The 22921-nt window shown below is 71.3% G+C and carries 22 protein-coding genes; 12 read left to right on the top strand and 10 right to left on the bottom strand.

The features are described 5' to 3' along the window. Window positions 1-161: 161 nt before the first annotated feature. Window positions 162-542, top strand: a complete 381-nt coding sequence (locus tag CD790_RS14820; protein ID WP_144383669.1) for a hypothetical protein — start codon at window positions 162-164, stop codon at window positions 540-542. A 46-nt stretch (window positions 543-588) separates the two neighbouring features. Continuing rightward, window positions 589-834, top strand: coding sequence for a hypothetical protein (locus CD790_RS14815; protein ID WP_144383668.1), 246 nt, complete (start codon window positions 589-591; stop codon window positions 832-834). 324 nt (window positions 835-1158) lie between these two features. Here CD790_RS14815 and CD790_RS35760 read toward each other — a convergent pair whose 3' ends face one another. Together CD790_RS35760 and CD790_RS14800 are read right to left on the bottom strand one after the other, a co-directional pair. Then, window positions 1159-1530, bottom strand: a complete 372-nt coding sequence (locus tag CD790_RS35760) for a hypothetical protein (protein ID WP_260867578.1) — start codon at window positions 1528-1530, stop codon at window positions 1159-1161. After that, window positions 1527-1769 carry a hypothetical protein gene (locus CD790_RS14800; protein WP_313956509.1) on the bottom strand — a complete coding sequence of 81 codons (243 nt, stop codon included), beginning with the start codon at window positions 1767-1769 and terminating at the stop codon, window positions 1527-1529. Before CD790_RS14800 ends, CD790_RS35760 begins: the two co-directional genes overlap by 4 nt. Before the next feature lie 230 nt (window positions 1770-1999). Between CD790_RS14800 and CD790_RS14795 the strand changes: the two genes are divergently transcribed. Continuing rightward, complete coding sequence (locus CD790_RS14795) at window positions 2000-2968, top strand: helix-turn-helix transcriptional regulator (protein WP_144383666.1); 969 nt, start codon at window positions 2000-2002, stop codon at window positions 2966-2968. 507 nt (window positions 2969-3475) lie between these two features. Here CD790_RS14795 and ppdK read toward each other — a convergent pair. Then, the gene (gene ppdK / locus CD790_RS14790) at window positions 3476-6277 is read right to left on the bottom strand and encodes a pyruvate, phosphate dikinase (RefSeq protein WP_399217543.1); all 2802 of its coding nucleotides are present in this window, start codon (window positions 6275-6277) and stop codon (window positions 3476-3478) included. 313 nt (window positions 6278-6590) lie between these two features. Next, window positions 6591-7727 (bottom strand): tRNA dihydrouridine synthase DusB, encoded by a 1137-nt coding sequence (gene dusB / locus CD790_RS14785; protein WP_144383664.1) that lies wholly within the window; start codon window positions 7725-7727, stop codon window positions 6591-6593. A 110-nt stretch (window positions 7728-7837) separates the two neighbouring features. Here dusB and CD790_RS14780 point away from each other — a divergent pair, with 110 nt between their 5' ends. Continuing rightward, a complete protein-coding gene (locus CD790_RS14780; RefSeq protein WP_144383663.1) occupies window positions 7838-9343 on the top strand; it encodes an MFS transporter in 1506 nt (501 codons plus the stop codon). Between the two features lie 64 nt (window positions 9344-9407). On the opposite strand, the gene CD790_RS14775 is transcribed toward CD790_RS14780, so the two are convergent. Continuing rightward, window positions 9408-10283 (bottom strand): helix-turn-helix transcriptional regulator, encoded by an 876-nt coding sequence (locus CD790_RS14775; RefSeq protein ID WP_144383662.1) that lies wholly within the window; start codon window positions 10281-10283, stop codon window positions 9408-9410. A gap of 101 nt (window positions 10284-10384) precedes the next feature. On the opposite strand from CD790_RS14775, the gene CD790_RS14770 reads away from it, so the two are divergent. From CD790_RS14770 to CD790_RS14755, 4 genes are all read left to right on the top strand, one after another. Next, window positions 10385-11935: an MFS transporter gene (locus tag CD790_RS14770; RefSeq protein WP_399217540.1), complete on the top strand. Its 1551-nt coding sequence runs from the start codon at window positions 10385-10387 to the stop codon at window positions 11933-11935. Between the two features lie 191 nt (window positions 11936-12126). Continuing rightward, entirely contained in the window at window positions 12127-13131 is a 1005-nt protein-coding gene (locus CD790_RS14765) for an aldo/keto reductase (RefSeq protein WP_144383661.1), read from the top strand. 8 nt (window positions 13132-13139) lie between these two features. After that, complete coding sequence (locus tag CD790_RS14760; RefSeq protein ID WP_144383660.1) at window positions 13140-13721, top strand: TetR family transcriptional regulator; 582 nt, start codon at window positions 13140-13142, stop codon at window positions 13719-13721. A gap of 77 nt (window positions 13722-13798) precedes the next feature. Then, on the top strand, window positions 13799-14383 hold the full coding sequence (locus CD790_RS14755; RefSeq protein WP_313956508.1) for a Uma2 family endonuclease: 585 nt from the start codon (window positions 13799-13801) through the stop codon (window positions 14381-14383). Between the two features lie 100 nt (window positions 14384-14483). Here CD790_RS14755 and CD790_RS14750 read toward each other — a convergent pair whose 3' ends face one another. Beyond that, window positions 14484-15863, bottom strand: coding sequence for a glycine--tRNA ligase (locus CD790_RS14750; RefSeq protein ID WP_144383658.1), 1380 nt, complete (start codon window positions 15861-15863; stop codon window positions 14484-14486). A 140-nt stretch (window positions 15864-16003) separates the two neighbouring features. On the opposite strand from CD790_RS14750, the gene CD790_RS14745 reads away from it, so the two are divergent. The 4 genes from CD790_RS14745 to CD790_RS14730 all read left to right on the top strand — a co-directional run bounded on the left by CD790_RS14745 (window position 16004) and on the right by CD790_RS14730 (window position 19280). After that, window positions 16004-17068 carry a metal ABC transporter substrate-binding protein gene (locus CD790_RS14745; RefSeq protein ID WP_144383657.1) on the top strand — a complete coding sequence of 355 codons (1065 nt, stop codon included), beginning with the start codon at window positions 16004-16006 and terminating at the stop codon, window positions 17066-17068. Window positions 17069-17082: 14 nt separating this feature from the next. After that, window positions 17083-17850 (top strand): metal ABC transporter ATP-binding protein, encoded by a 768-nt coding sequence (locus tag CD790_RS14740; RefSeq protein ID WP_144383656.1) that lies wholly within the window; start codon window positions 17083-17085, stop codon window positions 17848-17850. Then, entirely contained in the window at window positions 17850-18731 is an 882-nt protein-coding gene (locus tag CD790_RS14735; protein ID WP_186319019.1) for a metal ABC transporter permease, read from the top strand. The genes CD790_RS14740 and CD790_RS14735 overlap by 1 nt, the downstream gene beginning before the upstream one ends. A gap of 129 nt (window positions 18732-18860) precedes the next feature. Beyond that, window positions 18861-19280, top strand: coding sequence for a Fur family transcriptional regulator (locus CD790_RS14730; protein WP_144383654.1), 420 nt, complete (start codon window positions 18861-18863; stop codon window positions 19278-19280). Window positions 19281-19359: 79 nt separating this feature from the next. Here the strand turns inward: CD790_RS14730 and CD790_RS14725 are convergent, their stop codons facing one another. The 4 genes from CD790_RS14725 to CD790_RS14710 form a co-directional block, all read right to left on the bottom strand. After that, entirely contained in the window at window positions 19360-20184 is an 825-nt protein-coding gene (locus tag CD790_RS14725; RefSeq protein WP_144383653.1) for an isoprenyl transferase, read from the bottom strand. A gap of 33 nt (window positions 20185-20217) precedes the next feature. Continuing rightward, complete coding sequence (gene recO / locus CD790_RS14720; protein WP_144383652.1) at window positions 20218-20964, bottom strand: DNA repair protein RecO; 747 nt, start codon at window positions 20962-20964, stop codon at window positions 20218-20220. 91 nt (window positions 20965-21055) lie between these two features. Further along, window positions 21056-21805, bottom strand: a complete 750-nt coding sequence (locus CD790_RS14715) for a type 1 glutamine amidotransferase (RefSeq protein WP_186319018.1) — start codon at window positions 21803-21805, stop codon at window positions 21056-21058. A 57-nt stretch (window positions 21806-21862) separates the two neighbouring features. Further along, the gene (locus tag CD790_RS14710; RefSeq protein ID WP_144383650.1) at window positions 21863-22879 is read right to left on the bottom strand and encodes a helix-turn-helix transcriptional regulator; all 1017 of its coding nucleotides are present in this window, start codon (window positions 22877-22879) and stop codon (window positions 21863-21865) included. Window positions 22880-22921 lie beyond the last annotated feature (42 nt).

Raw genomic sequence — 22921 nt, 5'->3', positions numbered from 1 at the left:
GACCATCATGGCCACTGGCCACGGCCGTATGGCGTGCCCACCCTGGGGGGCGATCCCCAACGACCAGGGGTGCTCAGACGCCTGGGAGGGCTCTGCGGGGAGACGCATTGCTCAGGGCCCGGTTTTGCACCCTGCCCGAACACACGCAGTGAGGTGACCTTGTGGCCACTGACCGACCGCCGCGCGGACTGGGTCCGGCGGGCCGCCGACTGTGGCGGGAGATCCAGAGCGGGTACGAGCTGGACGCGGACGAGTGCGCGCTGTTGGTGGAGGCGTGCCGGACCGCCGATGAACTGCAAGCGCTCCATGAGGCGATCGGAGCGGGCCCGGTGGTGGTGCCCGGGTCGCGGGGGCAGCCGAAGGTCTCGCCGCTGTTCGCCGAGGCGCGTGCACACCGGCTGGCCCTGGCGCGGTTGCTGGCCGAACTCGCGCTACCGGGGGAGGACCAGGAGGAGGGCGACACCCCCGCGCAGGCACGGGCGCGGCACGCGGCCCAGGTGCGCTGGGCCCTGGCGCGGGGGGCCGGCGGTGGCGCGGCGTAGGCGCCCGTCGGAGCCGGCCGCGCCGGTCGGCGAGGTGCCGGCGTGGATGTGGCGCTTCCGCCCCACCGATTGGGGCGTGCCGCACTGGCCGCCCGGAGAGGGGCGCCCGGTGGCGCTGGCGGAGTACTGCGCGGCGCGGGCGCGGTGGCGCGAGGCGCGTGATCGGTGGCTCGCCGACCGCGACGTGATCGCGTGGCCGATATCCGGGATGACCTACGAGGAGTACCGCCGCACCATTCGGGAGGCACCGCACCGGGTGCTCCACCGCCCAAGCGCGACGCCGGGACCGTGAGCGCGACATGGAGCCGCCCACCTCTCAGAGGAGTGAGAGGTGGGCGGCTGTCTATCAGGGCCTACGGCCAGCGGACCACTGGCCCTTGGCTCGGCTGACGGCAGCCGGGCGCGTCCCACGGCGGCCGCTGCCCGGCCAGAGCGTGACACAGCACAGCGTGCAGTTGCTCGGCTTCCGCGACGGTCAACCGCAGCGAACCCACGGCGATGTGCTTGCCGCTCTTGCTGATCTGGAGCGAGAGCACGAGTTCCCCATCGTCCGTCCAGCTACAGCGCCGTTCGGGTACGGGACTGATCAGCCATGGCGTGCTGGCGCGTGCCGGGCTCACTGCCACGCTCCCGGCTCGAAGCGGTACGGGCGAGTGATGATCTCCCGGTAGGCGAGGTGGCTCGTGTTCGCCTTCAGATGCGTCACGGCCCACGCGGTGCCGTCCGCACCGCTGGTGAAGGGTTCGCTGAAGTCTCCGCACTCCGCGCACTGCATCGTGAAGGAGTACGGCTCAGCCTCCAGCCGCCGATCCGGCTGGATGGTGTAGTCCCGGAACCGGTAGACAGAGCGCCGCACCGGCCCCCGCGCTCCCAGATGCGCACGGATCTGCGCGGCCAGGTCATCCCCGCGCCGCCCCAACTCCGCCAGACTCGGCGCCTCCTTGCCGTTGTTCTCCAGACCCGGGGCCGGGGGTGTCTGCTCGCTCACCGGGCCACCTCCACCCCGTGGATCCGACGCGGACCGATGTCGATCCCGTGCACGGCCAGCCACAACGACCGTCGACGCCGACGCTGTTCACGCCGTACCCGTTCCTCGTGAGCGACCACGTAGGGGCGCACGAACGCCACACCGTCCGCCTCGGGCAGCCCGTGGTGCGGAGCGGGCGGGCGGGGCGCGGCCGCCGTCGGCGCCCCCTCCCGCTGGACGGCGGGAGCAGGGGCGCTCACCCGATGCCGACCGGCCCCGGGAAGTAGTAACCGCAGCAGCGGTTCGAAGATCGTTCGGATAAGGTCGTGCATGTCGTCAACCTCCCGGGGTTGATGGCCACGCCCCGGGGCCGCTGACACGGTCGCCGGGGTCCTTTCTTCGGAGCAATCGTTGAGGTCATCAGTGGTCACTGGGGAGTTGACCGGTCATTGACTACTCTGGGAGCACCGGTCAACCCCCTGGAGTCACCGTGAAGGACTTCGCCGACCTTGCCTCTCGGGCGCTGCGGGACAGCGGCTACTCGATGCGTGCCGCCGCGCAGGCGATCAACTACGACCTGGCCTACCTCTCCCGGGTCTTGAACGGGAAACAGCGCCCTTCTCGCAAACTGGCGGACGCCCTTGACGATCTCGTTGAGGCTGGTGGAGCACTGTCCGGGGTGCTGCTCGACGTTGACGAGCAGGCCCGAGTCAGCCGAAGCACTGATCAGCCGTCACGAGTGGACGCCGGAACCGTTGATGCCCTTGCTGGTGTCCTGGCCGCTTACCGGCGCTTGGATGATGCCGTGGATCCCAAGTCGGTCATCCCCGCGACTCTTGTGCAGGTACGGGAGGTCACGCACATGCTCAAGGGTGCCCGGGGACGGCATCGGGACGCGCTGACCGCCGTGGCATCGGAGTTCGCTCAGTTCGGCGGGTGGATGCTCGCCCAGGTGCGCCGGGACACGGAAGCCGTGTCGCTGCTGACGCAAGCACTGGAACTTGCCGATGAGATCGAAGACGGCACGCTCGCTGCCCAGGCGCTGAACTTCCGGGGGTATCTCGCGCGTCAGCAGGGACGCCAGCAGGGCGTGGCCCGTTGGTTCTCAGCTGCCGCCCAGACGCCAGGGGCGCACCCCGCTCAGCGGCTCGGAGACACGCTCCAAGCGGCAGCGGGGCTGGCCTCCATGGGAGAGGCTGATCGCGCCCTGCGGATGGTGGAAGACGCGGAGCAGCTGGCCGACGTTGCCGCAACCATGCCACCGCCCGAGACGGCCTACTGGCTGACGCCGGAGTTCAACCGGCTGAACATGGGTCTGTGCACCCTGGCACTGGGGCGCCACGACGAAGCCGCCGATCACCTCTCGGCGGGCCTGGCGGGCCTGCCAGAGGAGTTGCGAGGCGCCGTATGGACGTGGGAGCACCGCAGCGCGCTGGAGAAGGCCATCGCGGCACGATGAGGGCTGAAGCGACCGGGCTCGCCATCAGCGATGCTCTACGACTGAGCCCCTGCCGCTCCATGAAGAGCGGCAGGGGCTCATCGCTGCCCGCAGCGGGTGACGTTGCCCTTACCCGCGTGCCCTACAGGGCACAACGAGGGCACACGAGGGCACGAAACGCGGGGAACCGACGGGAATCACTGAGAGTGATTTTCCCAGGTGAAGCGTCGCTACTCGCCGTTCACGCAGGCCAAGAGAGCGGGGGCGGCACCTCCGCACAGGTGCCGCCCCCTTGTAAGCCGGAACCACGGCCGGGCTGAGGGTGGTGCCCGGCATAACGGGACTCCGGTCGTCTGTCGACCGTCGAGACCGCCTTCAACGCATCAAGCCGGCGACCCGCCGTCGAGCCGTCTCAAGGCCGGCCGCGGAAGGTCGAGGCCGCCGTCTTCGGGACGGACGGCCCACCGGGGTCGCGCCCCTGCCGGCCCGCTCGCGCGGGCCGGCGAGGGCCGCTGCGTCAGCGGCGCGTCAGCGGCTGTCGCTGCCCGTGCTCTGGGCCGCCGCGCGGCCCGCCTCCAGGCGCGCCACCGGGATCCGGAACGGGGAGCAGGAGACGTAGTCCAGACCCACCTCGTGGAAGAAGTGAACCGACTCCGGGTCGCCGCCGTGCTCGCCGCAGACACCGAGCTTGATGTCCGGGCGGGTGGCCCGGCCGGCCTGCACGGCGCTGCGGACCAGGGCTCCGACGCCGTCCTTGTCGATCGTCTCGAACGGGCTGACGCCGAAGATGCCCTTCTCGAGGTAGGCGGTGAAGAAGCTCGCCTCCACGTCGTCCCGGGAGAAGCCCCACACGGTCTGGGTGAGGTCGTTGGTGCCGAAGGAGAAGAACTCGGCGGCCTCGGCGATCTGACCGGCGGTCACCGCGGCGCGCGGCAGCTCGATCATCGTGCCCAGCGCCAGCTTCAGCTCGACGCCGGTGGCGGCCTCGACCTCGGCGATGACCTTCTCGGCGTCCTCGCGGACGATCTCCAACTCCTGCACGGTGCCGACGAGCGGGATCATGATCTCGGCGCGCGGGTCGCCCTTGGCGTTCTTCCGCTCCGCCGCGGCCTCGGCGATCGCCCGGACCTGCATGGTGAACAGGCCGGGGATGACCAGGCCGAGGCGGACGCCGCGCAGGCCCAGCATCGGGTTCTGCTCGTGCAGCCGGTGCACGGCCTGGAGCAGCCGCAGCTCGTTCTCGTGGGTCTCCTCGCGGGCCTCGGCGAGCGCGACGCGCACCGACAGCTCGGTGATGTCCGGGAGGAACTCGTGCAGCGGCGGGTCGAGCAGGCGGACCGTCACCGGCAGCCCGTCCATGGCCTCGAAGAGCTCGACGAAGTCGCCCTTCTGCATCGGCAGCAGGGCCTCCAGCGCCTGGCCGCGCTCCTCCTCGGTGTCCGCGAGGATGAGCCGCTCCACCAGCTCGCGCCGCTCGCCGAGGAACATGTGCTCGGTGCGGCACAGCCCGATGCCCTGGGCGCCGAAGCGGCGGGCGCGGGCGGCGTCCTCGGCGTTGTCGGCGTTGGCGCGCACCCGCAGCCGGCGCACCCGGTCCGCGTACGCCATGATCCGGTGCACGGCCTTGACCAGCTCGTCGGCGTCGTCGGCGCCCGCGTGCATGCGGCCCTCGAAGTACTCGACGACCGGGGACGGGACCACCGGGACCTCGCCCAGGTAGACCTTGCCGGTGGAGCCGTCGATGGAGACGACGTCACCCTCCTCGACGACCACGCCGGAGGCGGTGGTCATTCGGCGGCGCTTGGTGTCGACCTCCAGCTCCTCGGCGCCGCAGACACAGGTCTTGCCCATGCCGCGGGCGACGACCGCCGCGTGCGAGGTCTTGCCGCCGCGGGAGGTGAGGATGCCCTCCGCGGCGATCATGCCGTCCAGGTCGTCCGGGTTGGTCTCACGGCGGATCAGGATGACCTTCTCGCCCGAGCGGGACCACTTGACGGCGGTGTACGAGTCGAAGACCGCCTTGCCGACGGCCGCGCCCGGCGAGGCGGCGATGCCGCGGCCGACCTTCTCGACCTTGGCGTTCTCGTCGAAGCGCGGGAACATCAGCTGCGCCAGCTGGCCGCCGCTGACCCGCTGGAGCGCCTCGGCCTCGTCGATGAGGCCCTGGTCGACCAGCTGGGTGGCGATGCGGAAGGCGGCCCCCGCCGTCCGCTTGCCGACGCGGGTCTGGAGCATCCACAGCTTGCCGCGCTCGATGGTGAACTCGATGTCGCACAGGTCCTTGTAGTGCGTCTCCAGCGTCTCCATGATCTGCATCAGCTGGTCGTACGACGCCTTGTCGATCCGCTCCAGATCGGCGAGCGGGACCGTGTTGCGGATGCCGGCGACGACGTCCTCGCCCTGGGCGTTCTGCAGGTAGTCGCCGTAGACGCCCTGGTGGCCGCTGGCCGGGTCGCGGGTGAAGGCGACGCCGGTGCCGGAGTCGGGGCCGAGGTTGCCGAAGACCATCGAGCAGATGTTGACCGCGGTGCCCAGGTCGCTGGGGATCCGCTCCTGACGGCGGTAGAGCTTGGCGCGCTCGCCGTTCCAGGAGTCGAAGACCGCCTTGATGGCGAGGTCCATCTGCTCGCGCGGGTCCTGCGGGAACGCGCGGCCGGTCTCCTTGGCCACGATGTCCTTGAAGACGGCGACCAGCCGGGTCAGGTCGGCGGCGTCCAGGTCGACGTCGACGGTGACGCCCTTGGCGCGCTTGGCCTCCTCCAGGGCGTCCTCGAACAGTTCGCCGTCGACGCCGAGCACGGTCTTGCCGAACATCTGGATCAGTCGGCGGTAGGAGTCCCAGGCGAACCGCTCGTCGCCGGCCTGCGTCGCGAGCCCGGTGACCGACTCGTCGGAGAGCCCGATGTTCAGGACGGTGTCCATCATGCCGGGCATGGAGAACTTGGCGCCGGAGCGCACCGATACCAGCAGCGGGTCGTCCGCCTGGCCGAGGCGCTTGCCCATGGTCTCTTCGAGCGCCGTGAGGTGGGCGCTCACCTCGTCACGCAGTGCCGTGGGCTCGGAGCCGCTCTCGAGGTACACACGGCACGCTTCGGTGCTGATCGTGAAGCCGGGAGGGACGGGAAGACCCAGGTTGGTCATCTCGGCGAGGTTGGCACCCTTCCCGCCGAGCAGGTCCTTCAGATCCTTGTTGCCCTCGGTGAAGTCGTAAACGAACTTCTGCTGACCTTGTGTATCCGACACGGGACTCGATCTCCTCCGGACGGCTGCCCTGACGGCGGGGAGCGTACCCAGATCGAAGGTTCCTGGGTACGTCCACTTGGCCGTCATGCGGCCGTAACCACCCGTCCGCCACTAGATCGAAAGTCCTCGCCCTGGGTTGCCTCACCGAAGGCCGTCTTCAAGAGTCGAACACATGACTACCGTACGCCAGCACCACGCGGGGTCATATATACGGAACGTGAGGACAGCCCGAAGGGAACGAACGCCAAAGGGGTGGCACCCAGTGCCACCCCTTGGAAAGGTAGACCCGCCTCGAAAACGCTCATATGAGCAAACCCTGCATCAAGCGTGGCGAGAATCACGCACCGCCCAGTGGCCGGATCCCATCATCCGGACCCGTTACGGCCGCGCCGCGAGGGCGTCATCCCCCCGAGGTGTCCAACTCCGCGTCGACGTCGACGGATGCCTGCTCATACGGATCATTGAGCCAGCCGTCCGGCAGGACGACCCGGTTCCTCCCCGACGTGCGTCCACGCGGGCCGTCGGCGCCCATCGGCCAGGGCTGGTCGAGGTCGAGCTCGCTCATAAGAGCGTCCATTTCGTCCAGCGATGAGGCGATCGCCAGTTTCTTCCGAAGCTCGGAGCCGATCGAGAAGCCCTTGGTGTACCAGGCGACGTGCTTGCGGAAGTCGATGACACCGCGCGCCTCGTCCTCCAGCCACTCCCCCAGCAGCTCGGCGTGGCGCCGCATCACCGCCGCCACCTCGCGCAGCGTGGGTCGCGCGGGGCTCCCGCCGCCCTCGAACGCGGCGACCAGGTCGCCGAAGAGCCAGGGGCGCCCCAGGCAGCCGCGCCCCACGACCACCCCGTCGCAGCCGGTCTCGCGCATCATCCGCACGGCGTCGTCCGCCGACCAGATGTCGCCGTTGCCCAGCACCGGGATCTCCGGCACGGCCTCCTTCAGCCGCGCGATGGCCTCCCAGTCGGCCGTGCCGCCGTAGTGCTGCGCCGCGGTGCGACCGTGCAGGGCGATGGCCGTCACCCCCTCCTCGACCGCGATCCGGCCCGCGTCCAGGTAGGTGAGGTGGTCGTCGTCGATGCCCTTGCGCATCTTCATGGTCACCGGCAGATCGCCCGCGCCGGTCACCGCCTCACGCAGGATCGCGCGCAGCAGATGGCGCTTGAACGGCAGCGCCGAGCCGCCGCCCTTACGGGTCACCTTCGGCACCGGGCAGCCGAAGTTCAGATCGATGTGGTCGGCGAGGTCCTCTTCCACGATCATCCGGACGGCCTTGCCGACGGTGACCGGGTCCACCCCGTACAGCTGGATGGAACGCGGTTTCTCGGTCCCGTCGAAGTGGACCAGCCGCATGGTCTTGGCGTCCCGCTCGACCAGCGCCCGCGTCGTGATCATCTCGCTGACGAACAAGCCCTTACCGCCCGAGAACTCGCGGCACAGGGTGCGGAACGGCGCGTTGGTGATCCCGGCCATCGGCGCCAGCACCACCGGCGGCTGGACCGTGTGCGGGCCGATCTGCAACTGCTGCGTCAGGGTCATGGGCGGCTTCCTCGGGATGCGCGGGCAGGAGGGACGACCTCCCATTGTCCCGCACCCACGCGGACGCATCGCCAGCGCCGGAGCGGCGCGGCCGCTGTAGCGTTCAGATCATGCCTGAGCTGAGCCAACGGCGGCGCCTGCTCGTGCTCGCCGTCTGCTGTATGAGCCTGCTGCTCGTCAGCCTGGACAACACCGTTCTCAACGTCGCACTGCCGGTGATGCGACGGGACCTGGACACCTCGGTCTCCGGCATGCAGTGGACCATCGACGCCTACGCCCTGGTGCTGGCCTCCCTGCTGATGCTGGCCGGGTCGACCGCCGACCGGATCGGCCGCAAGCGGGTCTTCCAACTCGGACTGGTGATCTTCACGGTGGGCTCCGGGCTGTGCGGCCTCGCCCCGAACCTGGAGCTCCTGGTGGTCTTCCGGATGGTGCAGGCCGTCGGCGGCTCGATGCTCAACCCGGTGGCGATGTCGATCATCACCAACACCTTCACCGACCCCCGCGAGCGCGCCCGCGCCATCGGGGTGTGGGGCGGGGTGGTCGGCATCAGCATGGCGGCCGGGCCGGTGATCGGCGGGGTGCTGGTGGAGTCGGTCGGCTGGCGCTCGATCTTCTGGGTCAACCTCCCGGTCGGCGTCCTCGCGATGGCGCTCACCGAGCGGTACGTGCCGGAGTCCCGGGCCCCTCGCCCGCGCCGGGTCGACGTGGTCGGCCAGCTCCTGGTCATCGCGCTGCTCGGCTCCGTCACCTACGCGATCATCGAGGCGCCGGGCGTGGGGCTGGACGGGCCGCTGATCCCGATCTGCGCCGCGATCGCCGTGCTGGCGCTGGTGGCGCTGCTCCGCTACGAGCGGCGCCGGGTGGACCCGCTGATCGAACTGCGCTTCTTCCGCAGCGTCCCGTTCAGCGGGGCGACCGTCAACGCGGTGTGCGCCTTCGCCTCGCTCAGCGGCTTCCTGTTCGTCAACGCCCTGTACCTCCAGGAGGTGCGCGGGCTGTCCCCCCTGGACGCCGGGCTGTGGATGCTGCCGATGGCGACCATGTGCCTGGTCTTCGCGCCGCTGTCGGGCCGGATGGTCGGCGGGCGCGGGCCACGGCTGCCGCTGCTGCTGGCGGGGTTGGCGATGGGCGGCTGCGGGGTCCTCTTCGCCGGCTTCGACGCCCATGCCCACAACGCCACGCTGATCACCGGCTATGTGCTCTTCGGCATCGGCTTCGGCCTGGTCAACGCCCCGATCACCAACACCGCCGTCTCGGGTATGCCCCGCGCCCAGGCGGGGGTGGCCGCCGCCGTCGCCTCCACCAGCCGGCAGATCGGCACCTCGCTGGGCGTCGCCGTGATCGGCTCGGTCCTGGCGGCGGGCATCGTCGGCGGCGTCGCCTCCCTGCACGGCGCCGCCTCCGCCGCCGACTTCGCCGCCGCCAGCCGCCCCGCCTGGTGGATCATCGCCGGCTGCGGCGCCGTCATCCTGCTGCTGGGCGCCCTCACCACCACCCCCTGGGCCGACCGCACCGCCCGCCGCGCCGCCACCCTCTTCGACGAGCCCGCCCCACCGGGCCGACCCCCGGCCAACGCCGTCACCTGTCCGCCGCCCGGCGGGGGGCCGTCGTGACCTCAGCGCTCCGCGGGAGGTCACGACGGCCCCGCGTTGCCGGTCAGGCCCGGCGCCGGCCGGATCAGGCCGGGGTCAGGCTCAGGGCGTGCAGCCGCTCCAGGCGCTCGCGGGACTCCGCGTCGGCGGGGACGTACGTCAGCAGCCTGGTCCCGACGCCCGGGGTCTGGGCGGTCCAGAGAGGGGTGTAGTTCAGGCGCAACAGGCCGACCCTCGACTGGCGGAAGACCTTGGTCTTCTCGCCGGGCCGCAGCACCTCGTGCCGCCGCCAGATCTCCCGGAACTCCGGCGATGCCTCGTGCAGCCGCCTGACCAGGGCCTTCCAGGCCGGATCGGCGACGTGCTCGGCCATGGCGGCGCGGAACTTGGCGGTCATCGCGCGGACCGCCTCATGCGGGTCGACCAGGCTGGCGCGCCAGGCGGCGTTGGTGAAGGCCAGCCAGAGGCAGTTGCGGTCCTCCGGCGGCAGGGCGTCGAGGTCGCACATCATCCGCCCGTAGACGCGGTTGTAGGCGAGGATGTCGGACCGGCTGTTCTGCACGCAGGCCGGCAAGGGCTCCAACTCGTCCATCAGCAGCCGCAGCGACCGCGGCACCCCGCTGCACTCGCCGCTCGGGGCCGGGTCGGTGGCCCCGCCCAGGGCGAAGAGATGGGCGCGCTCGCTGCGGTCGAGCAGCAGCGCGCGGGCGATGGCGTCCAGCACCTGGGCGGAGACCTTGATGTCGCGGCCCTGCTCCAGCCACGTGTACCAGGTCACGCCGACGGCGGAGAGCTGGGCGACCTCCTCGCGGCGCAGACCGGGGGTGCGGCGCCGGGCGCCGCGGGGCAGCCCGACCTGCTCGGGGGTGATCCGCTCACGGCGGCTGCGCAGGAAGGCGGCGAGTTCGGAGCGCCGGGTCTCGGTGTCGGTGCCCGCGGGCCGCATGATCGTCGTGCTCATGATCTCAGCCTGCCGGAGCGCCCAGCCGGTTGCCAGGTACCTCTTGTACCAGGATAAAGAGACTCTGGTACCAGGCTGGGGCGGCGGCCAGGCTCGTCGGCGTGAGCGATACCCGGATACGAGCGCAGGCTCTCCCCACCTCGACCCCACCCACCACGACCTCGACCCCACCCACCACGGCCACGACCACGACCACGACCACGGCCTCGACCTCGACCTCGACCTCGACCACCGTCCGGGGCCAGGCCCCGGGCAAGGACCCGGCCGGGCTGACCGCGCCCGGGTTGATCACCATCCTGCTGGGCTCCGCCCTGCCGATGATCGACTTCTTCATCGTCAACGTCGCCCTGCCCGCGATGGGCCGCGACCTCGACGCGAGCCCGGCCGTGTTGGAGCTGGTGGTGGCCGGGTACGGCGTGGCGTACGCCGTGCTGCTGGTGCTCGGCGGCCGGCTCGGCGACACCTTCGGGCGACGCCGGCTGTTCCTCGTCGGCATGGCCGCCTTCGGCGTGACCTCGCTGGCCTGCGGGCTGGCACCGGACGCCTGGACGCTGGTCGGGGCGCGGGTGGCGCAGGGCGCGGCCGCCGCGCTGTTGCTCCCCCAGGTGCTGGCCACCATCCAGGCCACCACCTCCGGCCCACACCGGGCCCGGGCGCTGAGCCTGTACGGCGCCACCGGCGGTCTGTCGATGGTCGCCGGCCAGATCCTGGGCGGGGTGCTGGTCGCGGCGGACCTGGCGGGCACCGGCTGGCGCGCGGTGTTCCTGGTCAACGTGCCGGTCGCGCTGTTGGGGCTGGCGCTCGCCGCCCGTACCGTCCCGGAGACCCGCTCCGACCGCCCGGCGCCGGTCGACGTGGCCGGCACGGTGCTGCTGGCGCTGTCGCTGGTCACACTGCTGCTGCCGCTGACGGAGGGGCGGGCCGCGGGATGGCCGCTGTGGACCTGGGTGCTGCTTGCGCTGTTCCCGCCGGCCGCGGCCGCGTTCTTCGTGGTGGAGCGGCGCCTCGACGCCGCGGGCCGGCCCGACCGGGTCCCCCTGGTGCCGCCGAGCCTGTTCGCGCTGCCGGGGCTGCGGCGCGGCCTGGCGCTGGTGGTGCCGTTCTCCACCGGCTTCGGCGGCTTCATGTTCGTGGTGGCGGTGGCGCTCCAGGAGGGCCTGCGGTTCGGGCCGGTGGCCGCCGGGGTGGCGCTGGTGCCGATGGCGGTGGCCTTCTTCTGCGTCTCGCTCGCGGGCCCGCGGCTGGCGGCCCGGTTCGGCAGCCGGCTGATCACGGTCGGCGCGGTGGTGCAGGGCCTGGGCCTGACGGTGCTCGCCGTGACGGTGCTGCGCGGCTGGCCGGACCTGGACGTGTGGGCGCTGCCGCCGGGCATCGCGCTGGCCGGCTTCGGCCAGGGGCTCCAGCTGCCGCTGCTGTTCCGGATCGTGCTGGCGGAGGTGCCGGCCGAGCGGGCCGGGGTGGGCAGCGGGGTCATGGTCACCACGCAGCAGTCCGCGATGGCCCTGGGCGTGGCCACCCTCGGCACGCTCTTCCTCTCCGTGGAGTCCGTGGCGGGGATGCGGGACGCGCTGGTGACGACGCTCGCGGTGCAGGTGGCGGCCATCGCGCTGACGGCGCTGCTGAGCCTGCGGCTGCCGCGCGCGGTGGGCTGACGGGGGGAGCGGCCTGCGGCCGGAGAGCGCCGCCCCGGCATCCGGACGGCACGGCTCCGAACGGCACGGCAGGAGCGGCGGCGCGAGCTTGAGCAGCGCCGAACATAATCTCGATGACAAATATTGAAATCTGTCATCGCACATGTCATGCTCGATGACGTCAGCCGCTCTCCCACCCCCAGGAGCACCCCGTGCAGACCCGCACCCTCGGCACCACCGGCCCCCAGGTCTCCTCCCTCGGTCTCGGCGCGATGGGCATGTCCGCCCTCTACGGCGAAGCCGACCGCTCGGAGTCCATCGCCACCGTCCACGCCGCCCTCGACGCCGGCATCACGCTGCTGGACACCGGCGACTTCTACGGCATGGGCCACAACGAGCTGCTGCTCAACGAGGCGCTGCGCACCGCCCCCGCGGCGCTGCGCGAGCAGGCCCTGATCAGCGTCAAGTTCGGCGCCCTGCGCGGCCCCGACGGCAGCTGGCTCGGCTACGACGGCCGCCCGGCGGCGGTGAAGAACTTCGCCGCGTACTCGCTGCAGCGCCTGGGCACGGACCACATCGACATCTACCGGATCGCCCGGCTCGACCACTCCGTCCCGGTCGAGGAGACCGTCGGCGCCATCGCCGAGCTGGTGGAGGCCGGCTATGTGAGGCACATCGGGCTGTCGGAGGTGGGCGCGGAGAGCCTGCGCCGGGCCGCCGCCGTGGCCCCGATCGCCGACCTCCAGATCGAGTACTCGCTGATCTCGCGGGAGATCGAGCGGGAGATCCTGCCCACCGCGCGCGAGCTGGGCATCGGCGTCACCGCGTACGGCGTGCTCTCCCGCGGCCTGATCAGCGGCCACTTCACCCGCGACCGCAAGCTCGCCGCGAACGACTTCCGCGGCATGAGCCCGCGGTTCCAGGGGGAGAACCTCGGCCGCAACCTGGACCTGGTGGACGCGCTGCGCGAGATCGCCGAGCAGAAGGGCGTGACCGTCGCTCAGATCGCCATCGCCTGGGTGCTGTCCCGCGGCGAGGACATCGTGCCGCTGGTCGGCGCGCGGCGTCGGGACCGCCTGGCCGAGGCGGTGGGCGCGCTGGACGTTACGCTCGACGGCGACGACCTGGCCGCGATCGAAGCGGCCGTTCCGGCGGGCGCCGCCGCGGGCGCGCGCTACCCGGAGGCCCAGATGGCGCACCTCGACAGCGAGAAGTAAGGGACCCGATGCCGCCCGAGCAGCTGACCCCCGACCGCATCCTCGAAGCCACCGAGGAGGTGCTGCGACGCTTCGGCCCGGCGAAGGCCACCGTGGTGGACGTCGCCCGGGCGCTGGGGGTCAGCCACGGCAGCGTCTACCGCCACTTCCGCACCAAGGCGGCGCTGCGCGAGGCGGTCACCGAGCGGTGGTTGGACCAGTCGCACGCGGAGCTGTCCGCGATCGCCGCGGGGTCCGAGCCGGCGGCGGACCGACTGCGCGCCTGGCTCGCCGCCCTGTTCGCCGCCAAGCGGCGCAAGGCCGGCGACGACCCGGAGCTCTTCGCCACCTACATGGCGCTGGTCGGCGAGAACAGCGCCACGGTGGAGCACCACATCGACACGATGGTCGGGCAGCTCGCGGCCATCGTGGAGAGCGGCGTGGAGCGCGGCGAGTTCGCCGCGACCGACCCCCGCCGCGCCGCCCGCGCGGTCTGGGACGCCACCAACCGCTTCCACGACCCGGCGTACGCGGCGGAGTGGTCGGGGCAGGGGATCGAGGAAGCGTTCGAGGCGGTGTGCGAGCTGGCGCTGCGGGGGCTTCGGGCGTAGCCCCACGGCGCCAGGGACAGATGGCTACGCTGAGTGGTGAAACGCCTACGGCGACGCGGAGGAGCATCATGACACTCATGGTCGAGAAACCCCACACGATAGGCGCTGTCAGCACGTTCGAAGAGCTGTGCCGCGCGCTGGAAGCGATCAACGAAGCCGTGCCCACGGGTTTCAGCGCGGAAATCATCGGGGGGAACATCGTCATGTCGCCGTGGTCGCGGGGGTACTACCTCGACATCATGGAGTCGCTGTCCGAGCAACTCAAACCTCATGCTCCCGAAGGCCACCGGGTGAGCCAGGCCCCCTGCCTCTTCGTCTTCCCCGGCCAGAGCCGCGCTTATGGCCCGGATCTCCATGTCGCCGATGCCGATGCCACCCGAGTCCGTGGCATCCGGCTCCCCGGCGAGGCGCTGTCCCTCGTCACGGAGCTGACCTCGGAGTCCACCGCGGACTTCGACCGTGACGACAAGGTCAAGGTCTACGGCGTGGCGGGAGTGCCGGTATACGTCCTGGTGGACATGCTCCAGGGCGATGTCACGGTGTACCACGACCCGACACCTGACCGCGGCTATCGCATGCACACCCAGGTCAAGTTCGGCGAGACCGTCCACATCCCCGCCCCCTTCGACTTCGAGCTCGACACCGCCGGCTGGGAGGCGTAGGCCACCGCACCGCGCCACACGCACGAGGCCCCGGCCTCCGTACGCTCCGTACGGAAACCGGGGCCTCGCCGCGCTCAGGCCGGGCCGGCAGGCCGAGCCGTCAGCAGCCGATCAGGCGGCCGCCCAGGTAGCTCTGGATCTGGTCCAGCGAGACGCGCTCCTGCTTCATCGTGTCGCGCTCGCGCACGGTGACCGCGTTGTCCTCAAGGGTGTCGAAGTCGACGGTGACGCAGAACGGCGTGCCGATCTCGTCCTGGCGACGGTAGCGGCGGCCGATGGCGCCGGCGTCGTCGAACTCGATGTTCCAGTGCTTGCGCAGGTCCGAGGCGAGGCCCTTGGCCTTCGGGGACAGCTGCGGGTTGCGGGACAGCGGCAGCACCGCGACCTTGACCGGCGCCAGGCGCGGGTCGAGGCGCATCACGGTGCGCTTCTCCATCTTGCCCTTGGCGTTGGGCGCCTCGTCCTCGATGTAGGCGTCGAGCATGAAGGCGAGCATGGCGCGGTTGACGCCGGCCGCCGGCTCGATGACGTACGGGGTCCAGCGCTCGCCGGCCTCCTGGTCGAAGTACGACAGGTCCTGGCCGGAGGCGGCGGAGTGCGCCTTGAGGTCGTAGTCGGTGCGGTTGGCCACGCCCTCCAGCTCGGAGAACTCGGTGCCGCCGAAGTTGAAGCGGTACTCGATGTCAGCGGTGCGCTTCGAGTAGTGGGACAGCTTCTCCTTCGGGTGCTCGTACCAGCGGATGTTCTCCTCGCGGATGCCGAGGTCGCGGTACCAGTTCCAGCGCTGCTCCATCCAGTACTCGTGCCACTGCTCGTCCTCGCCCGGCTTGACGAAGAACTCCATCTCCATCTGCTCGAACTCACGGGTGCGGAAGATGAAGTTGCCCGGCGTGATCTCGTTGCGGAACGACTTGCCCATCTGGGCGATGCCGAACGGCGGCTTGCGCCGCGAGGTCTGCTGGACCTGCATGAAGTTGGTGAAGATGCCCTGGGCGGTCTCGGGGCGCAGGTAGGCGACCGAGCCGGTGTCCTGGGTCGGGCCGAGGTGGGTGGAGAGCAGGCCGGAGAACTGCTTGGGCTCGGTGAAGGAACCCTTGGTGCCGCAGTGCGGGCAGTTCAGCTCGGTCAGGCTCGCCGGGGCGTGGCCGTGCTTGGCCTCGTACGCCTCCTCCAGGTGGTCCGCGCGGAACCGCTTGTGGCAGGAGGTGCACTCGGTCAGCGGGTCGGTGAAGGTGGCGACGTGGCCGGACGCCTCCCAGACCTCACGGGCCAGGATCACCGAGGAGTCGAGACCGACGACATCGTCACGCGAGGTGACCATGGAGCGCCACCACTGGCGCTTGATGTTCTCCTTCAGCTCGACACCGAGCGGTCCGTAGTCCCAGGCGGCGCGCTGGCCGCCGTAGATCTCGCTGCAGGGGTAAACGAAGCCACGGCGCTTGCTCAGGCTGACGATGGTTTCGATCTTGTCGGCGGCCACGGTGCTCTCTTCATTGAAGACGACGAAGCGAATGCCTCAGATTACCGGCGCGTGCACCCCTTCGATCAAATCGATCGGCCCCTGAGCACCGCGACCACCGTTGTTGACAATGGTTTCCAGTTTTGTTGAAAATGAGAGTCATGAACGTCGCACGTCGCCTCATACCCTCGGCCGCCGTGGCGGGGGCCCTCGCTCTCGGCCTGGCGGCCCTCACCGCCTGTTCCGCCACCGACTCGGACGGCAGGGACGGGGACGGCAGACTCCGGGTGATGGCGTCGTTCTATCCGATGGAGTTCCTGGCCGAGCGGATCGGCGGCGACCACATACGGGTGACCACGCTCGCCAAGCCGGGCGCCGAGCCGCACGACCTGGACATCAGCCCCAAGCAGACCGCCCAGCTCTCCGAGTCGGGCCTGGTGATCTACCTCAAGGGCCTGCAGCCCGCCGTCGACGAGGCCATCGACCAGAACGGCCCCGAGCACATCGCCGACGCCGCCTCGTACACCCCCCTCGAAGACCACGGGGCCGAGGTCGACGGCCACGACCACGGCGCCGAGAGCCACGGCGAGGGCAGCGAGGACCACGCCGACGAGGACCACGCCGACGAGGGCCACGGCGACCACGCCGAGGACCACGACGAGCCGCAGGGCGACCACGAGGGCCACGACCACGGCGAGGACGCCGGCGCCGACCCCCATGTCTGGCTGGACCCGGTGAAGTACGCCGAGGTCGCCAAGGGCGTCGGGAAGGCCCTGGAGAAGGCCGACCCGAAGCACGCGGCCGACTACCGCGCCAACACCGCCAAGCTGGTCGAGGAGCTGCACGCGCTCGACCGCGAGTTCCGCACCGGACTGAAGAACCGCACCACCGACACCTTCATCACCGCCCACGCCGCCTTCGGCTACCTCGCCGAGCGCTACGGCCTGGAGCAGGAGGCCATCGCCGGGCTCGACCCGGAGGCCGAGCCCAGCCCGGCCCGGATGAAGAAGCTGCACCAGGTGGCGGAAGAGGACAAGGTGAATACCGTCTTCTTCGAGACGCTCGCGAGCGACAAGACGGCCAAGACGCTGGCCGGGGACCTCGGGCTCAAGACCGATGTGCTGGACCCGCTGGAGAGCATCGCCGACGATTCCCGGGGCGACGACTACTTCGCGGTCCAGCGGGCGAACCTGCGGGCCCTGCAGGGAGCCCTGGGCGCACAGTGACGGAGGCGACAGAGATGCAGGAGCCGGTCATATCCCTCAGCGGGGCCAGGGCCTCGCTGGGCTCGCGCCCCGTGCTGCGCGGCGTCGACCTCACCGTGCACCGCGGCGAGGTGGTGGCCCTGCTCGGCGCGAACGGCTCGGGCAAGTCGACGGCCGTGCGCGCCGTCGTCGGCCAGGTGCCGCTCACCGAGGGTGAGCTCACGCTCTTCGGCACCCCGCGCCGCCGCTTCCGCGACTGGGCGCGGATCGGCTATGTGCCGCAGCGCACCACCGCCGCCAGCGGCGTCCCCGCGACCGTCCGGGAGGTCGTCTCCGCGGGCCGGCTGGGCCGCTCCCGGCTGGGGCTGCTGGGCCGCGCCGACCGGGCCGCGGTGGACCGCGCCCTGGAGCTGGTCGGCATGGCCGACCGGGCCCGGGACTCGGTCAACGCGCTCTCCGGCGGCCAGCACCAGCGGGTGCTGATCGCCCGCGCCCTGGCCGGCGAGCCGGAGCTGCTGATCATGGATGAGCCGATGGCCGGGGTGGACCTGGCCAGCCAGCAGGTGCTGGCCGCCACCCTGCGCGAGCAGGTCGACGCCGGCACCACCGTGCTGCTGGTGCTGCACGAGCTGGGCCCGCTGGAGCCGCTCATCGACCGCGCCGTGGTGCTGCGTGACGGCTGCGTGGTGCACGACGGGCCCCCGCCGGAGGCCGTCGGCCAGCACGCGCTGCCCGGCCACGACCACGTACACCCGCATGCGGCGCCCGACGCCGAGCCGATCCGGACGGGGCTGCTGAGCTGATGGAATTCCTGAACTACGCGTTCATGCAGCGGGCGCTGATCGCCGCCCTCCTCATCGGCGTCACCGCCCCCGCCGTCGGCATCTACCTCGTCCAGCGCCGCCAGGCGATCATGGGCGACGGCATCGGCCATGTCGCCCTCACCGGCGTCGCCCTCGGCTTCCTGACCGGCGCCAACCCGGTGTGGACGGCGGTCGCCGTGTCCGCGCTCGGCGCGATCGTGATGGAGCTGATCCGCTGGTACGGCAAGACCCGCGGCGACATCGCGCTGGCCATGCTCTTCTACGGCGGCATGGCCGGCGGCGTGCTGCTGATCAACCTCGCCCCCGACGGCGGCAACGGCAAGCTGATGACCTACCTCTTCGGCTCGATCACCACGGTCTCGCCGGAGGACGTCACCGCGATCAGCTGCCTGGCCGGCTTCGTGGTGCTGGTCACCGTCGGGCTGCGCCGCCAGCTGTTCGCGGTCTGCCAGGACGAGGAGTTCGCCCGCGTCACCGGGCTGCCGGTGCGGCTGCTGAACCTGCTGCTGGCCGTCACCGCCGCCATCACCGTCACCGTCGCCATGCGGGTCGTCGGCCTGCTGCTGGTCAGCGCGCTGATGGTGGTCCCGGTGGCCGCCGCCCAGCAGGCCACCCGCGGCTTCGCCATGACGCTGGCGGCCGCGATGGGCATCGGCGTCACCGTCACCCTCTCCGGCACCGTCTACTCCTACTACGAGGACGTGCCCCCCGGCGCCACCATCGTCGTCTTCGCCATCGCCGTCTTCGCCGCGATCACCGTCCTCGCCGCGCCGCTGGCCAGAAAGCGCGCCCGGCGGGCCGAGGAGGCCGGCGCGGAGTGCACTCTGGAGCCGACGAAGCGGGACGACGTCCAGGTCTAGCCCCGGCGCCGCCCTCCCGGCTCTCGCCCTGCTGTACGGGCCTCGCCCGGCCGCCATGTGTTACCTGGCACAATGACCATGCGAGTCCGGACGGGTGAGTTCGAGCAGCCGAGCTTGAGGAGGCAAACTGTGGCGACCGCGGGTCCCCCAGTACGCGGCCGGTCCACCAGGCAGCGCGCGGCGGTGGCGGCAGCGCTGGACGAGGTGGACGAGTTCCGTAGTGCGCAGGAACTCCACGACATGCTCAAGCACCGCGGTGACTCGGTCGGGCTGACCACGGTCTACCGCACGCTGCAGTCGCTCGCCGACGCGGGCGAGGTCGACGTGCTGCGCACGACCGAAGGCGAGGCCGTCTACCGCCGGTGCAGCAGCGGCGACCACCACCATCACCTGGTCTGCCGCTCCTGCGGCAAGGCCGTCGAGGTGGAGGGTCCGGCCGTGGAGCGGTGGGCGGACTCCATCGCCGCGGAGCACGGCTTCGTGGACGTGGCCCACACGATCGAGATCTTCGGCACCTGCGGCGACTGCGCCGCGGCGGCCGAGGCGTAGCGCCGGTCACGGGCGGCGAGAACGACACAAGGGTGCGGGGCCGGCTGTCACAGCCGGCCCCGCACCCTTGTCCGCCCTGTCACCCCTCCTTGCGGAGGATCTCCTCATTGGGGATCGCTCCGCCGAAGCGGCGGTCCCGGGAGGCGTACTCCAGGCAGGCCCGCCACAGGTCGCGGCGGTCGAAATCGGGCCACAGCACGTCCTGGTAGACCATCTCGGCGTAGGCGCTCTGCCATATCAGGTAGTTCGAGGTCCGCTGCTCTCCGGACGGCCGCAGGAACAGGTCCACGTCCGGCATGTCCGGGTAGTACAGGTACTTCGCCAGCGTCTTCTCGTTGACCTTGTCCGGGTCGAGCCGCCCCGCCGCGACGTCCCGGGCCAGCGCCTGCGCGGCGTCGGCGAGCTCCGCGCGACCGCCGTAGTTGACGCAGAAGTACAGCGTCATGGCGTCGTTGTCCTTGGTCTGCTCCTGCGCTATCTGGAGCTCCTGCACCACGGACTTCCACAGCTTGGGCATCCGGCCGGTCCACCTTATGCGGATGCCCAGCTCGTCCATCTCGTCGCGGCGGCGGCGGATGACGTCGCGGTTGAAGTTCATCAGGAAGCGGACCTCGTCGGGCGAGCGCTTCCAGTTCTCGGTGGAGAAGGCGTAGAGGGAGAGGTTCTTGACGCCCATCTCCAGGCAGCCCTTGAGGACGTCGAGCACCACGCCCTCGCCCACCTTGTGCCCTTCGGTGCGCGGCAGCCCGCGCTCCTTGGCCCAGCGGCCGTTGCCGTCCATGACGATCGCCACGTGGTTGGGGACCAGCTCGCCGGGGATCTTCGGCGGCCGGGCACCGGAGGGGTGTGGGTCCGGGGCCCGGTAGTCACGTCGCCTCCGGCCCAGAATCCCGCGTCGTGCCATGCGGTGTCACGTCTCCTTCGTGGCTGGTGCTGCTTACTTCTCTACGTACCGCAGGGACCGGAGTCCCCGCTCGAGGTGCCAGTGCAGGTACGCCGCGACGAGCCCGCTGCCTTCGCGGGCGTGCCGCGCCTCGCACGCGTCCGCCGTCTCCCAGTCCCCCGTGAGCAGCGCCCCGAGCAGCGTCAGCGTCTCCGAGGAGGGTACGACGCTTCCGGGCACCCGGCACTCACCGCAGATCACACCGCCGGCGCCGACCGAGAAGAACCGGTTCGGCCCCGGCATGCCGCACTTCGCGCAGTCGCCGAAGCTCGGCGCGTAGCCGTTGACGGCGAGCGAGCGCAGCAGGAACGCGTCGAGCACCAGATGCGGAGCGTGCTCCCCCGCCGCAAGCGTGCGAAGCCCGCCGACCAGCAGCAGATACTGCTGTACGGCGGGCTCGCCCTCCTGGTCCGTGAACCGCTCCGCTGTCTCCAGCATCGCGGTCCCGGCGGTGTAGCGCGCGTAGTCGGTCACGATACCGCTGCCGTACGGAGCGATGGTCTCGCTCTGGGTGCACAGCGGCAGGCTGCGGCCGACCAGGTCGCTGCCGCGCGCGAAGAACTGCACGTCCACATGTGAGAACGGCTCCAGCCGGGCCCCGAACTTCGACTTGGTCCGTCGCACCCCCCGGGCGACGGCCCGCACCCGCCCATGGCCCCGGGTCAACAGCGTGATGATCCGGTCCGCCTCACCGAGCTTCTGGGTGCGCAGCACGATGCCGTCGTCGCGGAACAGACTCATGGAGCCATTGTTCCGTACGGCGACGCCCCGGCGTGCCACGCACCCGGCCGGGGCGACCTCCCCTTTCGGGGTTCGGCGGCGGTGCTCGCCGTCAGCGTGCCGACCGCTCCTGGACCAGCCGGCGCAGGTGGCTCAGGCTCTGTTCGGCCAGGGGGCGCAGCGCCGGGGCGACGGTGCGGGCGTCGGCCCGCAGTCGGTCCAGGGCGCCGGGGCCGAGGGCGTCCCGCGCCTCCGCGACGAAGCCGGGCTCGGCCAGCCACTCGTCCAGCAGGGCGGGGGTGACCTCCAGGTGGAACTGGAGCCCCCAGGCCGCGGGCCCGACGCGGAACGCCTGGCAGGAGGTGGTCTCCGTGCGGGCCAGGGCGGGCCCGTCCACGACGATGCGGTCGCCGTGCCAGTGGAGCACGCCGGGGGCGTCGGCGAGCGGACCGACGACCGGGTCACGGCGGTCGACGTCGTGGAGTGGGGCCCAGCCGATCTCGGGGCCCTGGCCCAGGGCGGCACCGGGCAGCACCTTCATGTCCTGCGAGCGGGCGAGCAGTTGGGCGCCCAGGCAGACGCCGAGCGTCGGCACACCGGCCGCCACGGCGTCCGCCAGGAGCTCCCGCTCCCGGGCGAGCCCGGGGTGTGCGGCCGTGTCGTCGGCGTTCATGGGGCCGCCCATGACGACCAGCCCGGCCAACTCGGCCACCGCGGGCAGCTCACCGACCGGGGCGCCCGGAGCCGCCGTGAGCAGGTTGCGGATGTCGACCTCGGCGTCGCAGCCGGCCAGCGCGTCAAGGATCATGCCCGGCTTCTCGGCCTCGACATGCTGCAGGATCAGTACGGTGCGCGCGGGCATGCCGTCTCCTCGCTTCGGTGGGGTGGTGGCGTGGGTCCGGCCCATGATCCTCGCACGTCAGTACGTGGCCGCGTTGAGCAGGGAGATCCCGGCCGCGGTGGGGGTGTGCAGCACGGAGTTGCGGTGGCGGCTGCTGGTGGTGAGGCCGGCGCCGCGCAGGATCGTGGCGTGCTCGCTGGCGCTGGCGGTGGCGATCCGCGCGTGGTCGGCGAGTTCGCTGGTGGTGCAGCCGGGGTGGTCGGCGATGGCGCGGAGGACGGTGGCGCGGGTGCGGCCGAGGAGGGCGGTCAGGGACTGGGGCACCCCCGCGCGGGCGGACTCGGTGGTGGCGGCGAGCGGGACCAGGATGTTCTCGTCGACGCAGATGGGGAAGACGATCCAGGGCTGCGGATCGGCGTCGTTGACCACCGGGAAGGTCGACTCGAAGTAGGAGGGGACGAGCAGCAGCCCACGGCCGCACAGCGGGAGGTCGCCGCTGAGGCCCGAGGCCAGGGTCACCTCCAGGACGGGCGGGTCCCACCGGATGTAGCGCGGGTTGAGCCCGCCCAGCAGCCCCGCGAGCCCCTCCTCGGTGAGCTGGCGCATGCGGACGGCCCGGTCGGTGCGGGCATGCTGCTCGATCTGCGTCCAGTACGGCGCGATCACCTGGTCGTAGGCGTGCTCCATGGTGTCGACCAGCCGTTGCAGCTGCCGGGGTTCGTCCATGAGCCGGCGGGTCCACCGCGGTATTCGCGGTCGCTGCTCCGCCCACTCGGCCAGGTCGGCGCGTAATCGGGCGCTCGGGGTGCGGCGCACCTCCTCCAGCAGCTCCGCGGGGTCGCCGTACGCCTCGGGGGTGAGGAAGTCCAACGACCAGCCGGACGCCGGGATCAGCTCGAAGAGCGTCCGCACCCGCGGGCTCAGCCGGGTGAACGCCCGGTTCCGCCAGGCGTCGAAGCAGACCGGATGCGTCGAGGTGTGCGTGGGCTTCTGCAACAGCCGGATCGCGCTGCCCAGTTCGAGCAGCGGCCGCGGCCGGTCGGCCAGCCGGGTGCGCGCCAGATCCTCGGCCGTGAAGTGGATGCGCAGCACCATGGGCTGATCCTCCCGATTCGCCGTCCTTCGGGCCTCGCCGAA

The sequence above is a fragment of the Streptomyces sp. SAJ15 genome (assembly GCF_007595705.1).
In the GTDB taxonomy this organism is placed as follows: Bacteria; Actinomycetota; Actinomycetes; order Streptomycetales; family Streptomycetaceae; genus Streptomyces.
The sequence above is the reverse complement of the archived record's forward strand: the minus strand, read 5'-3'. Positions and strand labels throughout refer to the sequence as shown.